Annotated in this window: 12 protein-coding genes; 11 read left to right on the forward strand and 1 reads right to left on the reverse strand. The window is 57.7% G+C overall.

Features of this window, described 5'->3' with window-relative positions; genetic code table 11:
• The coding region (locus tag TRM7557_RS09085) for an acyl-CoA dehydrogenase family protein (RefSeq protein ID WP_207382649.1) at positions 1–629 on the reverse strand (629 nt) is incomplete at its 3' end.
• A 426-nt stretch (positions 630–1,055) separates the two neighbouring features.
• Between TRM7557_RS09085 and TRM7557_RS09090 the strand changes: the two genes are divergently transcribed.
• From TRM7557_RS09090 to tssC, 11 genes are all read left to right on the forward strand, one after another.
• Positions 1,056–1,646 carry a phosphotransferase gene (locus tag TRM7557_RS09090; protein WP_058289907.1) on the forward strand — a complete coding sequence of 197 codons (591 nt, stop codon included), beginning with the start codon at positions 1,056–1,058 and terminating at the stop codon, positions 1,644–1,646.
• Between the two features lie 108 nt (positions 1,647–1,754).
• Positions 1,755–3,701 (forward strand): type VI secretion system Vgr family protein, encoded by a 1,947-nt coding sequence (locus TRM7557_RS09095; RefSeq protein WP_058289908.1) that lies wholly within the window; start codon positions 1,755–1,757, stop codon positions 3,699–3,701.
• Between the two features lie 23 nt (positions 3,702–3,724).
• Positions 3,725–4,312, forward strand: a complete 588-nt coding sequence (locus TRM7557_RS09100; protein ID WP_058289909.1) for a DUF6931 family protein — start codon at positions 3,725–3,727, stop codon at positions 4,310–4,312.
• Positions 4,313–4,325: 13 nt separating this feature from the next.
• On the forward strand, positions 4,326–4,613 hold the full coding sequence (locus TRM7557_RS09105) for a PAAR domain-containing protein (RefSeq protein WP_328586543.1): 288 nt from the start codon (positions 4,326–4,328) through the stop codon (positions 4,611–4,613).
• Positions 4,614–4,822: 209 nt separating this feature from the next.
• Positions 4,823–5,677, forward strand: a complete 855-nt coding sequence (locus tag TRM7557_RS09110; RefSeq protein WP_058289911.1) for a hypothetical protein — start codon at positions 4,823–4,825, stop codon at positions 5,675–5,677.
• Positions 5,674–7,761, forward strand: a complete 2,088-nt coding sequence (locus tag TRM7557_RS09115) for an MFS transporter (protein ID WP_074942001.1) — start codon at positions 5,674–5,676, stop codon at positions 7,759–7,761. The genes TRM7557_RS09110 and TRM7557_RS09115 overlap by 4 nt, the downstream gene beginning before the upstream one ends.
• The gene (locus tag TRM7557_RS09120) at positions 7,748–8,743 is read left to right on the forward strand and encodes an ABC transporter substrate-binding protein (protein ID WP_058289912.1); all 996 of its coding nucleotides are present in this window, start codon (positions 7,748–7,750) and stop codon (positions 8,741–8,743) included. The genes TRM7557_RS09115 and TRM7557_RS09120 overlap by 14 nt, the downstream gene beginning before the upstream one ends.
• Before the next feature lie 226 nt (positions 8,744–8,969).
• Positions 8,970–10,415 carry a type VI secretion system protein TssA gene (locus tag TRM7557_RS09125; RefSeq protein WP_058289913.1) on the forward strand — a complete coding sequence of 482 codons (1,446 nt, stop codon included), beginning with the start codon at positions 8,970–8,972 and terminating at the stop codon, positions 10,413–10,415.
• A 39-nt stretch (positions 10,416–10,454) separates the two neighbouring features.
• Positions 10,455–10,976, forward strand: coding sequence for a type VI secretion system tube protein Hcp (locus TRM7557_RS09130; RefSeq protein ID WP_058289914.1), 522 nt, complete (start codon positions 10,455–10,457; stop codon positions 10,974–10,976).
• 21 nt (positions 10,977–10,997) lie between these two features.
• Positions 10,998–11,504, forward strand: a complete 507-nt coding sequence (tssB, locus tag TRM7557_RS09135) for a type VI secretion system contractile sheath small subunit (RefSeq protein ID WP_058289915.1) — start codon at positions 10,998–11,000, stop codon at positions 11,502–11,504.
• Positions 11,504–12,985 (forward strand): type VI secretion system contractile sheath large subunit, encoded by a 1,482-nt coding sequence (gene tssC / locus TRM7557_RS09140; RefSeq protein WP_110590833.1) that lies wholly within the window; start codon positions 11,504–11,506, stop codon positions 12,983–12,985. Before tssB ends, tssC begins: the two co-directional genes overlap by 1 nt.
• Positions 12,986–12,992 lie beyond the last annotated feature (7 nt).

Here is a 12,992-nt window from a genome sequence, read left to right on the forward strand (position 1 = left end):
ATCTTATTGTCATGGGCGTCGGATTTCGCCCAGATCACAAACACATCGGCAATCGGGCTGTTGGTGATCCAGTTCTTGGCCCCGGAAACCAAATACCCCCCGTCCACTTTCTTGGCGCGGGTGATCATCGACCCGGGGTCTGATCCGTGATCGGGTTCGGTCAGGCCAAAGCAGCCCACCCATGCGCCGCTTGCCAGTTTGGGTAGGTATTTTTGCCGTTGGTCTTCGGAGCCATAGGCAAAGATCGGGTGCATCACCAGCGAGCTTTGCACCGACATGGCAGACCGGTAGCCGCTGTCGACACGTTCGACCTCGCGGGCAACAAGCCCGTAAGACACATAGTTGGCGCCGACGCAGCCATACGCTTCGGGGAGGGTCGGCCCCAGAAGGCCCAGCTCGCCCATTTCGCTCATGATGTCGCGGTGAAACACCTCGTGGCGGTTGGCCTCGATCGCGCGGGGTTTCAGCTTGTCCTGGCAGTAGGCATGCGCGGTGTCGCGGATCATGCGCTCTTCCTCAGAGAGAAGGTCTTCAATCAGAAAGGGATCTTCCCAAACAAGCGCCGCAGGTTTCGCGCGCGCGTCTTCGGGGGTGGCAGGGCTGAAGCTGAGGTGTTCACTTGCGTGCATTTTCCGGGTCTCCCTATTTTGGAACCAGCGCTTCGAAACGGTCCGGTTCCTGAAGTCATGGTTCAATGTGAGTGCATCAATCCATTTCACCAGTTCTAGGGGGCACAGTTCACCAGTTGGCGCGATACGGCAAGATGCCTTTGCGTTGGCAGGAAAAATGAGCGGCGGGCGAATTTTCTGCGACGGAACCTTAAGAAAGCTGCGTTTAACTTTAAGCGCCCAATTCTTGCCGTGAAAAACAAGTAGCACGGCAGGTGCGGGCTGAGCGGCCATTGCGCCGTCTTCTGCAGAACGGATCAAACCTCGGGTCGCCCGACGGCAAACTCAAAAGGGTGCTTGCATGTTGAAATCGAAACTTGCCCCAAAGGACAAGGTTTTGCGCAACGCGTATGGCATGGTTAAGTCACTCTCTGTCTGGGGTGTTAAATGAACACGCAGTGTATCGGACTGTCGGAAGACCCCGGTATTTCACCCACCCTGCCGTCAAGGTTCCGGCGTCTTTCGGACGGCGTTCTGGAGCAACGTCCGCGCTCTGACATTGGGGCGGCGGGGCGGCATCTGCTGCGCAATGAAGCAATGACTTTGGCGCGTTTGGCGGGGTGGCTTGCGCCAAAGCTTGTTGAATTTGTGGACGGCCAGAACATGGTGTTGCGGCGCCAGTTTGTTGCGGGCCCGACGCTGAGCGATGTTGACCGGTCCCTCTGGTCGCCTTTGCTGGCAGATTTCGCAGGAAACCTGGCGGGGGTGCATGAACGTGGGCTGGTCCATGGCGACCTGCGGCCAGAGAACCTCATTGTGACAGGGGATGGCCTGATTGCGATCGATTGGGAACATGCTTTGACCATCGGGGCTGACATTGCATCGCGTTCCGCGCGGGCGGCGACGCCGGGCTATTCGCATCCTCGGCTGATCTGGGGGCGCGGGCAGGTGGATGAGGATTTGGATAGGTTTTCGATTTATCAAATGCTGGGTGGGGAAAATCCGCTCTTGGAGGATGCAGAGCCCGTTATGTTCTGAGCATGTAAAAGAAATTGAAATAAGCTGTCTTTTACGTTCAACGGAAACCAGTCATATTTGGCGCAAAATAAGAATCGATGGCACGATTCACGAGAGGCAAAGCAGAAGATGAGTGACGCAGCGGCAGATCTGATCAAACTTAGCGTAGACGGTTCGCTGGAGCTGGAAGTGATCGACTTCTCGCTGCGCGAGGGGCTGTCCGAAGTGCCCGTCTATAACCTGACCGTTCTGGATCAGACGCAGACGTTGGATGCTTTGGTCGGGCAGCCTTGCACCTTGGCGTTTCCCGAAGACCTTTTCGAGGTCGCGCCGCGTGATTTTGCAGGTCTTGTAATGGCGGCAGAGCGCGTGCTGGACGCGACCGGGTCGCCTATGCTGCGCCTCAAGGTGCAACCGGTTCTCGCGGTGCTGGGGCTGAGCGTGCATAGCGCAATGTATCAAAACAAAGATGCTGTCGATATCGTCAAAGAGGTTCTGGCGCGCAACGGCCTTTCCCGGCTCAAGATTTCTGGGTCCAAAGGCAAAGCCAAACGCGAGACAGTGATCCAATATAATGAAAACGACCTCGAATTCTGTCGCAGAATTCTGGCCGAAGAGGGGCTGGCGTTTTACTTCCATGACGGCAGCGCTGCTGACACGCTGGTCATTCATGATGTGCAAAACCCTTTTCCCAAAGGGGCGGGGGGTATTGAGCTGACGGACGCGGAAATGTCGGACGTCGAACGCATGGAGGCCTCGCAGCTTAGCCTGCGCCGCGCGCTGCGCCCCGATAAGGTCGAGCTGACGCATTATGATGCGGAAAAGGCCGATATGGCCACGGCCGGACCTGCCGTATCAAGCGCTGCCAAGACAACAGAAACCCCAAGCGTGGTAGAGTATCGCCATGTCACCATTGGCGATCTGAAAACCAATGAGCTGAAGGTATTGGCTGCCGCAGAACAGGCGCCGGAACTGGGGCTTAGCGGCACGTGCGAGCATCCCGGTATGTTCATTGGCCAAGAACTTGACATTGCCAGCGCCAATCAACCGGATCTGGCCGGGCGTTATGTGGTGATCGGGCTGACCTATACCCCCAAGCGCGGCAATGCCGTGTCCTGCCAGTTCGAAGCGGTCTCTGCTGACAATCTTCCCGCCCCCGAGCGTCTACCAAAGCCGCTGATCGCAGGCGTCCACAATGCCATTGTTGTGGGGGGCAGCAGCGCGAAAGCTGGTGAGGTGGCCTGTGACGCGGAAGGGCGCGTTCAGGTGCGGTTTTTCTGGGACAAAACCAGCAGCGCCAGTGGCTACTTACGGGTTGCAGAACCCTATGCCGGCAATGGCTATGGCAGCCAGTTCCTGCCGCGTGTGGGACACGAGGTTCTGGTGTCTTTCCTGCACGGCGATCCAGATGCGCCCGTAATCACTGGCCAGATTTACACTGACAAACACAAACCGCCCTTTGCCGAGAAGAATTCTACCAAGTCGGGCATTCGCACCAAGCTGGAGGGCGATCCCAATGAGCTGGAGTTCGACGATAAAAAAGGCGCAGAGCTGATTGGCCTGCGCGCTGCAAAGGACTTTGAACTGCTGGTGACCGAAAACGTCACCCGGGACGTCAAAAAGCTCGACACCACCAAGATTGGCGAAACAAGCAAGCTGGACATTGGTAAGAACTGGGAAATCGCTGTCACTGAAGCGCAGACCAACAGTGCCAAAAGCCGAACCTCGACCATCACCGAAGGCGAAACGGTTGAGGCCAAGGAAATCACCTTGGAAGGGTCGTCCAAGATCACGCTCAAGGTTGGGTCCTCGAAAATCGAGCTGAGCTCGAGCGGGATCAAAATTGACGCGCCAAAAGTGGAAATCTCCGGCTCCAGCAAGGTGGATGTAAAAAGCGATGCGACACTGTCGCTGTCTGGCCTCTCCAGCAAGCTGGAAGCAAAGACAACGCTTGATCTGAAAGGTTTGAATATCGCGGCCAAAGGCAGCGCCATGGTCAAGGTCGAAGGACCAATGGCCGAAGTCTCGGCCTCGGGCGTGCTGACGCTCAAAGGCTCAATGGCAATGATCAACTAAGGGGCAGCAGCACAGTGCGGAAAATGCCGTTTGAAACCAGCGCTCCGATCCTAGAGCGTTTCGCCCCAACCGAAGAGGCACAGGAGGTCATTTCAGCTGAAATGACCCCGGCAGAGACGGTGGCGGCTTTGTTGAAAGAAGAATTGTTGTCAGATCTGGCGAACTTTTTTGCGCATGGCATGCCACCGCGTGAAGGGGTCTGCTGGGCCGTGGCGGTGCACCGTGATGTGGCCAAAGCGCTGGGGCGCAAGATTGTGCCCGATGTGGCCGCCATTTTGGCGTTGGCTGAAAACTGGGTGCGTGATCCCCAAGAGGGGCGCCGTGTCCAATTGATGCAGGCCGGTGAAACCCGCAACAGCTCTGATCCTGTCAGTTGGCTGTGTAATGCAGTGGCCTGGAACGGGTCGGGCAGTATGGGGCCGGTGGATGGCCCTGTGGTGCTTCCGCCCAAAGGGCTGCATGCCTCGGCTTTGCTGGGGGCTGTGGCGCTTTTGGTGGGCGATACAAAAGACGGTTTTCAGGTGGTTCTGAACAGTGCCTATCAACGCGGGTTGGAGGTGGCCGAAGGCGGCTGGCCGCTTGCCGACCTTGCACAGAGCGACGGGGTGTAAGGCCATGCCAGGGATGCCAGCAGCCCGCGTGGGCGACACCCATGTCTGCCCGATGGTCACGGGCGTTGTTCCCCATGTCGGCGGACCGATTTCAACCCCGTCAGCCCCCACTGTTCTGATCGGCAAAATGCCTGCTGCAGGCCTTGGCAGCGTGGCGGTCTGCGTGGGGCCACCGGACACTGTGGTCAAAGGAAGCAGTACCGTTCTGGTTGGAAAGAAGCCACAGGCAAGGCTGGGCGATACCTGTGCCCATGGGGGCACAATTGTGATGGGCTGCGTAACCGTTTTGGTCGGCGGGTAGTCTTTTTAATCTGCTGTTAGTCAGTGTCTTTTTAAAAAATGAATATTGTTTGCGTCTTTCGCATCGCGGCGGTGAAACTCTCACAATTTCGCCGCAATGGGGTTTTACGCAGCAAGTCAAAGTTGTTCTGACAGGTCGGGCAAGGGCCCTGTTTGGAGCATTGGATGCGGCCCAGTAGGGCCTTAGGTTGGGAAAAGGTTGTCTTTGAAATGACACCGGGCGGATGGCGCGTATTTCGCGAAATTTATCTGAGGATCATTCTGTCGGTCCTCACTGTGACTGCGGCGATGTTGATGCTGCAAAACTCGTTGAACCAGCTCAAGCTCCGCTCTCTGGCGGCAGAAGCGACGTCATCGCGTTTGCAGATATCCGCAGCGACCATCGAATCCGCCATTGTGCGGGCTGAGGCGCTTGGCCTTGCGATGGACGAAATGGCTGGCCTGCAGGATCTGTTGGACCGAGAACGCGCAAGAGATGCCAGCCTGGCGCAAATCGCAATTGTGTCCCCTATTGGCGTGCCAATTCTGGCGTCTGGCGATGCGCTTGCCGATATGGAGCCGATTTTGCGGCGTGTCCTCTCTGGCCGCGAGAAAACCGCATTGGTTGATGCAGGTGAGGCGCTGTTTACCGGTCGCGTGGTGTTTGATTCCAGCAATGCGGTGATGGGCGCTGTGATCCTGACCACCCCAACAGAGCTTTACCTCGGCCGCGCTTACAGCGCTTTTGGTGAAATGAACCGCAGCTATCTGATCATTTTTGGATTGGTCGCAGCCGTTCTCATTCCCTTTATCCTGTTCCAGTTCAGGGGCGTCAGTACTGCCTTTCGGGCGCTGGATCCGGCTTGCATTGGCGCTGCCCCCCCTGCGGGGGCCGGTGCGGCTGATGCAGATGTCAGCGCAGCAATTGCCGAAGGCGATAGGCAGGTTGCCGCAGCCGTAGCTGAACTGGCGCAGATGCTGCGCGACAGCAGCCCAGAAAATCCTGCGACGGAACCACAGGTCAACGGCGTGAAAACAAATAACGATCCGCAGACAAGCGGGCATGTGGGGAGAGACATCGCATGAGTGATGCGAGCACGTCGACAGCAGACAAACCGGAAACCAAAGGCGGGATCTCTTTGATCTCGGGCTTTTCGCGCCGCCTGTTCCTAAGCACCACGCTGGCCATGATCGTGGCCGCGGTGCTGAGCCTGATGGCAACCGTGGTGCTGTTCAACACATCGCTGCGCCCCTATCTTCTGGAGAAGGCGCGTGCGGTTGCGGAATCGGTGCAGCATGACATTGCCTATGCGATGGAAATTGGCATTCCGTTCGACAAAATTCGCGGCTTGGATGCGCATATTGCAACCCTTGTTGCAGAACATCCCGAGGTCGCAGATCTGCGTGTGGTGATCGGCAATGGCACAGACGATCCAGCATCCCAGCCCGCTGCAGAGCAGGCTGCGCAGGGATTGGGCATCGTTGGTGCCATTCACGATGTGGCCACCATTCTGTTGCAGGTGGAAAGCGACGCAGAAGTTGTCGCGGTTGACGTCCTGCACGAGGGGCAGGTGCTCGCCAAAGTCGAAGCGCGCCTGGATGAAAGCTACCTGAATGGCAAAATGACTTCGGTGTTCTTCGACACGCTGGTCATCTTGATCGCAGTATCTCTGGTGGCCCTCGAAGTGGTTGTGGTACTGTCGACCTCGCAATTGACCGAGCCGTTCCGCCGTGTTGAGCGCGCCGTGAATGGCCGCGCGGCGGGGGATCTGCGCCAATACACCGTGGGTGCAGAAAAGGGTCGCCTGAACGCGTTTATTACCCGGATTAACGCCCAGAACGCGGCTCTACGTGACCGTCTTGCGGCGGCAATGCAGGGTCTGCGCGAGGGGGACTTGCTGTCCAGTCTTAGGCATTTTGGCGATCGCACCGGCCTGTTTGCGCAGGATAAGGGCCAGAAAGCCTCCATCATCGATGCGCGGATCCCGCTCTTTGTGTTCTGCTTTGCCGAAGAACTGCAGAAATCCTTCTTGCCCCTGTTCGTCGCAGAGTTTCACCGCGAAAGTGACCTTTTTTCGCGCGATATTATGATGGGGCTGCCGATTTCGGCCTTTATGTTCGTGATTGCCGCCTTCACGCCTTTTGCGGGCAAGTTGGTCGACAAATTCGGGAATAAAACCCTGTTTCTGGCGGGGCTTGTGCCGGCTGTTGGCGGCTATCTCGTTTGCTATCTGGCGCAAAGCGGCAATGAAATCTTGGCAGGCCGCGCGCTGACCGCGGTGGGGTATGCGATCATCACAATCAGCTGCCAAAGCTATATCGCGACAGTGGTTCCGGCAGAAAAGCGCGCCCGTGGCATGGCGATCTTTGTGGGCGTGCTGATGGCCGCAACCATGTGTGGCACGGCAATTGGCGCAATTCTGGCTGATTGGCTGGGCTATAAGCCTGTGTTCCTGGTCGCAACGATCTTTGCATTGATTGCGGGCCTTCTGGGCTGGCAAATGCTGAGCACCGATCTGCCGAAACCGGAAAAGAAAAAGGCCGCACCCGGTGCAAGTCGTAGTCCGGTGGCCACGTTGATGCGCAACAGCCAGTTCGTTCTGATCGTCCTGTTCTGCGCCATTCCGGCCAAGGTTATTCTGACCGGGTTCCTGTATCTCTTTGTGCCGATCTATCTGGCGAGCCTGGATGCAACCCAGACCGAAATTGGCCGCGTCATGATGCTCTATTCGCTGATTATCATCCCGACGAGCCCGCTGGCTTCTGGTTTTGCGGACCGTCTGGGCAAGAACCTGTGGATGGTGATCTTTGCGACCATTGCGTCCGGCATCGTATTGGTGGGTCTGTACCAAAGCACAAGTGCTGCGATGGTTCTGGCGGTGGTCGCGGCACTGGGGGTTGTGCATGGCTTCCTGAAAGCCCCGCTGATTGTGGCGGCGATGGAGGCGGCGGAACGCAGCGCGGATATCACGCGCACCGGCGCGCTGAGCTTGCTACGCACTTCTGAACGGATCGGTTCCGTGATCGGGCCGGTGATTGTCGCGACCATGTTGGTCTACCTCGACTATGGCGAGGTGGCAGCGATCCTTGGGGCGTCCGTTGCGGTCTTGGGTGTGATCATGGCGCTTCTTTCGATCAAGGGAGGCGCGTCTGCTCATGTCACGTCTTAATCTGAAAACAGCACTTGTCGCGGCGCTAACCGCGCTGAGCCCGGCGGCCCATGCAGCAGATCACAAAGTGCACATGGTTGTCTGGCGTGGCTGCGAAGAGGCCTGCCGGGCATTCACCCGCTATTTTGAGGATCGGGATCTGCCGGTGGAGGTTCAGGTCACCGATGTGGCCCGGAACAAAGAGCTGCTGGCCGATCTGCAAACGCAGCTGAAATCAGAGCGCCCGGATCTGGTGGTCACCTGGGGAACCAGCGTGTCGCGCGGCATCCTTGGAACACAGGCGAATTACGGCACGGGATCTGCGTTGGGTGATATTCCGGCAATCTTCATGATTGTTGCGGATCCCGTCGGCTCTGATCTGGTTGCAAGCTATGCTTCGACAGAGCGGCCAATGATCTCCGGCGTGCGAAACCGGGTGCCAGAAGATGTCCAACTGCGCCTGTTGTTTGAATATCACCACCCCGCGCGTTTGGGGGTCTTGAATGACCCCGGAGAGCTCAACTCGTCCCTGAATACCCAGAAACTGCGCGCCATTGCCGATGATCTGGAATTTGAGCTGATCGAGGAACTGTACGAGGCTGATGCCGAAGGCGCGGTCGATCCTGCGCAGATCCCCGCCGCCATGGTCCGGCTGAAAGATCGTGGGGCTGAAGCCATTTATGTTGGCTCAAGTTCATTCAATCTCGAACATCAGGATGCCTTTGTGGCAGCGGCGACAGAACTGGGTCTGCCAGTGTTCTCGGCCTACACAAAAATGGTCCGCAAGGGGGGTGCTTTGATGGCCGTCGGTACCAGCTACGCCAATGTGGGGCGCCTGGCCGCGACGCAGGCCGAAGAGGTTCTGCTGAAGGGACAAAAACCTGGCGATCTGCCGGTTAAGTCGCTCAACCGCTATTCCGTGATTGTGAATATGACCCAAGCCCAGCAGCTGGAGTTGTATCCGCCGCTGTCGCTTCTGTCTGTCGCCGAGGTTGTCAAATGAGGGGGGAAATGCAGGCGGAAACTTTTTTTGTTTTTTTCTGTATTTTCCGCGACGGAAAGATCCCAGCCGTTCGTGGTACTCACATTGAACACGACGACGTGATCCAAGGGTTAAGGCATTCTTAAGTAATGAAAAAACAATCTTTTTCGCGCTTGATAACGCAACGTCACATCGTAGTGTCCATCCCAATGGCTGGCTTCAATGCTCCGGCAAAAAAGGAAACTGAATGACCAGCTTGACCGCTCCAATCTCCGGTGATCAGCCATTTGGTGTTTTCCTCAAAGGGGAGCGTCAGATCTATCGCGGGTTGCGCAATGCGTTCAATGCGGCGCAGACCTCGTGGCGGAAAATGACGGAAACGCCCGACGCGATTGAGGATTCTGAAAACATCGCGGCAAATACCGCGGCTTGGGCCGCGCTGTCTGAGCAATGCGCCACCTGCCTGACCGAGACGTCAAAGGATCTTGAAATCCTGTCTTGGTATCTGGCCGCACAGCTGCATGGTGCGAAGCCGGTCGAAAACTTTCGCGACGCAATGGCCGCCATGGTTGAATTGGTCGAGCAGAGCCTTGACCAGATGCAGCCGATTTTGCCAGAGGCAAAATTGCGCGGTGACACTGAAAAGGCCCGCGCGGCGGAGATTGCGGAACTGCGCTTGCGTCCCTTTGTGCAGCTGTTTGGCGAGGTTGAAGGCTCTGGTCTGATCCACGGTCCGCTGACGCATATGGCGCTGATTGGTGAAGTCACGCTCGGCAAATATGTTCTGGCGGACAAGGATGGCTCGCTGGACAGTCTGCAAGCGGAAGCTGCGGCACGGATCGGTTCAGAAGGCCCTGCGCTGACGGCCAAAATTGAGGCTTTTCAGGAGCTTTCCGATCTGACTTCGCGTCTGGACAAGGCCGTGAAATCCTATGCCAGAACGCACGGCCAAACCCCGCCGTCGATTGGCTATGGCAGCCGTCTGGTCACTGATCTGCTGCACGCGATCGAAAAACTTGTCGACGGGCTTGGTTTTCCGTGGCCGGGTCGTGAGGCGGATGCTGAAACCGTTGAAGCAGCCTCTGCGGATGACAGTGGCACTCCTGTGACCCCATCCGTTGCGCATTCTGCCGCAACTGCGCCGGTCTCAGGTGGCTTTAATCTCGGCACCAATGTCACCAACCGTCAGGATGCGCTGCGCGCGATTGCCCAGCTGGCCACATATTTCCGGACAACGGAACCACATTCACCGATCTGCCTGTTGCTGGACCGCGCCGTGCGCTGGGGCAACCTGAGTGCCGGCGAACTCTACCGAGAAATTCTGAGCGAAGGCAGCACTGGCATGGCGCAGATGGCGTTGATGACGGGGCTCGAAAGCCAAGGGTTTGCCGATAAATATGGCCGACCCGGTGCAGGCGCAGCCGGTGGTGTGGAGCATCCCGCTTTGGACAACTATGCCGCAGCTGTTCCGGTGCCCGCCGCCGCGCAATCTGTTCCCGCTCAGACCCCGAATGCAGTGCCAGCGTCGTCCCCGGCGCCCGCACCCGCCCCGAGTGCAGCACCCGCAAGCGCCCCTGTTGCGCCTGCACCTGCGCCCTCCAAACCAGCAAGCCCTGTGCCTGCTGTGGAAACCACTGAATCCCCTTCGCAAACCCCCGGTGAAGAGCCGGCCGTGGAGAGTTTCCAGTGGTAATGACCCTATCGAACACAACCCAACCAAAGAGGTATTAACATGGCCGGCGTATTTATGCGTATCGATGGAATCGACAGCTTCAACGGCATGGCGAGCATCCAGGAAATTGCAGGCAAAAAGGGCTTTTTCCCGGTTGCCGATTACAAGCTGGGTTACTCCCGCTCGATCTATATCGCGGTCGGTTCGTCCGGCGATGCGGAAACCGGTGTTCCCACACTGAGCGACGTCGATGTGACCCGCGAACCCGATGCGGCCTCTGCAATTCTGGAAACCCTGTTCTTTGCTCCGGGCGACAAAGGTAAAACCTTTGAAATCCTGGAAACCAAAACCAAGAACGACGGCGCAGGCATGATCCCGACCCGCGTGATCACCCTGGAAGAAGCGCGTCTGTCTTCCTACAACTGTGAGCCGGGCAAATCCAAAATGTCGCTCTCTTACACCACCATTTCTGTCACCCACTACTACGAGACCACCGCTGGTGCCGTCGAAAAAGGTGACGTGGTGAAATTCGACCTGCGCACCGGCCAGCTGGTTTCCGGTAACCAGGCCGCCAAAAAATAAGCCTGATCAGGAGGTACCCTCATGGCATTGAACGCACAGCAGAAGCGCGTCAGCAAGAACCGGGTCAGCATTACGTTTGACGTCGAGGACGGCGGCGCAGTTCAGAAGAAAGAACTGCCGTTTGTGACGGCAATGATTGGCGGTTACTCCGGTGACCGCCAAGATAAAGAGCCGATCGAGGATCGGACTTTTTATCAAGTCGACAAAGACAACTTCAATGATGTGATGACCCGCGTCGGGCCGTCGCTGACCTATACGGTGGAGAACAAGGTTCAAAACGACGGGTCCGAGTTCGAGGTCAATCTCGATTTCAAGACCATGAAAGATTTTGAACCTGATGCCATCGTCGACAAGGTGGAACCCCTGCGCAAGCTGGCCGAGACCCGCGAAAAGCTAATGACCCTGGTGGCAAAGGCAGACCGTTCACGTGATCTCGAAAAAGTTCTGAAGGAAATCCTTCAAGACGCAGACATGATCAAAGCGCTTGGCGAAGAGCTGGGTGTCGAAGCAGATAAAGGGGACGCATAATGTCGGAAGCAGAAGCACAAGGCGCAGGCGCCGCCGCTGGTGAGGCCACAGAAGTCAGCCTTCTGGACCGCGCGCTGCAGGCAACGGTTCAAACGCCCGAAGACACCACCAAGGAACTGCTGTCGGTTCTGACCTCTCAGGCGATGGAAGGCTCCATCACTTGGGACCAGAATGTCGGCGCGACCATCCGCAATGCGGTGGCCGAGATCGACAAGCTGATGTCCAAGCAGATGTCCGAAATCATGCAGAACGAAAAGTTCCGCACGCTGGAAGGGTCGTGGCGCGGTGTTCAGAAGCTGGTGCGCGAAACCGAAGTGGGCACCCAGCAGAAGATCCGCCTGGTGGACTACAGCAAAGAAGAGCTGCTGGAACAGTTCGAAGATGCGCCCGCCGTGGACCGTTCGCCGCTGTTTGACGCGCTTTATCAGGACGAATTTGGCACCGCAGGCGGTGAACCCTATGGCGTGCTGCTGGGCGATTACTACTTTGGCTATGGCGACGAAGATGTTGCCCTGCTGACCTATATGGCGGAAACTGCAGCCGCCTGTCACGCCCCCTTCATCGCCGCCGCTGGCGCGGAGATGTTTGAATACAATACCTATGAATCCTTTGCCGAAGGGCGCCCGGTTGCTGCTGGCTTTGACAGCCCGGCCTATGCGTCCTGGAACGGGTTCCGTGACAGCGACGAAAGCCGCTATGTCACCCTGACCCTGCCGTCCACTCTGGCGCGTCTGCCTTATGGCGCAAACGGTGGCAAGGCAAAGACCTTTGACTACCACGAGCTGGCCACGGATGCCGAAGGCAACCAGCGTCCCGCCGACAACAGCGAACTGGTCTGGTCCAATGCGGCCTATCAGCTGGTTCAGAAGATGAACGACGCCTTCACTGCCTTTGGCTGGTGTACTGCGATCCGTGGCATTGAGAACGGCGGCAAGGTCGAGCAGCTGCCGAACCTGACCTTCAAAACCGACGCGGGCGATATCAAGCAGGCCTGCCCGGTTGAGGTCAACCTGACGGATGAGCGCGAAAAAGAACTGTCTGACTTGGGCTTCCTGCCGCTGGTGCACTACAAGAACACCAGCCATGCGGTGTTCATCGGCGGCCAGACCGCGCAGCGCCCGAAGGTCTATGTGGATCCGGATGCGACCGAAAACGCGGCTATCTCTGCCCGTCTGCCCTATATCATGGCCGCGAGCCGGATCGCGCATTACCTCAAGGTTATGGGCCGCGATATGCTGGGCTCCAACCTCGAAGCAGGCGACATCAAAGCGCAGCTTCAGGCCTGGATCGACCTTTACACCAACGGCGGCGCAATGGGCAACGCAGAGCGGTCCAAGACCCCGCTGGCGGAAAGCACCATTGACGTGATCGAGCAACCGGGCCGCCCGGGCGCTTACTCCGCTGTGGCGCATCTGCGTCCGTGGCTGCAGCTCGAAGAGCTGACAACCTCGGTGCGTATGGTCACCAAGATCCCGGGCTAAGGAACGT

Origin of the sequence: Tritonibacter multivorans, from assembly GCF_001458415.1 — a bacterium.
In the GTDB taxonomy this organism is placed as follows: Bacteria; Pseudomonadota; Alphaproteobacteria; order Rhodobacterales; family Rhodobacteraceae; genus Epibacterium; species Epibacterium multivorans.

Excerpts from the sequence above, each read along its gene's own strand:
- TRM7557_RS09090 (WP_058289907.1), top strand. The coding sequence starts at position 1,056 with ATGAACACGCAGTGTATCGGACTGTCGGAAGACCCCGGTATTTCACCC.
- TRM7557_RS09095 (WP_058289908.1), top strand. The coding sequence starts at position 1,755 with ATGAGTGACGCAGCGGCAGATCTGATCAAACTTAGCGTAGACGGTTCG.
- TRM7557_RS09100 (WP_058289909.1), top strand. The coding sequence starts at position 3,725 with ATGCCGTTTGAAACCAGCGCTCCGATCCTAGAGCGTTTCGCCCCAACC.
- TRM7557_RS09105 (WP_328586543.1), top strand. The coding sequence starts at position 4,326 with ATGCCAGCAGCCCGCGTGGGCGACACCCATGTCTGCCCGATGGTCACG.
- TRM7557_RS09110 (WP_058289911.1), top strand. The coding sequence starts at position 4,823 with ATGACACCGGGCGGATGGCGCGTATTTCGCGAAATTTATCTGAGGATC.
- TRM7557_RS09115 (WP_074942001.1), top strand. The coding sequence starts at position 5,674 with ATGAGTGATGCGAGCACGTCGACAGCAGACAAACCGGAAACCAAAGGC.
- TRM7557_RS09120 (WP_058289912.1), top strand. The coding sequence starts at position 7,748 with ATGTCACGTCTTAATCTGAAAACAGCACTTGTCGCGGCGCTAACCGCG.
- TRM7557_RS09125 (WP_058289913.1), top strand. The coding sequence starts at position 8,970 with ATGACCAGCTTGACCGCTCCAATCTCCGGTGATCAGCCATTTGGTGTT.
- TRM7557_RS09130 (WP_058289914.1), top strand. The coding sequence starts at position 10,455 with ATGGCCGGCGTATTTATGCGTATCGATGGAATCGACAGCTTCAACGGC.
- tssB (WP_058289915.1), top strand. The coding sequence starts at position 10,998 with ATGGCATTGAACGCACAGCAGAAGCGCGTCAGCAAGAACCGGGTCAGC.
- tssC (WP_110590833.1), top strand. The coding sequence starts at position 11,504 with ATGTCGGAAGCAGAAGCACAAGGCGCAGGCGCCGCCGCTGGTGAGGCC.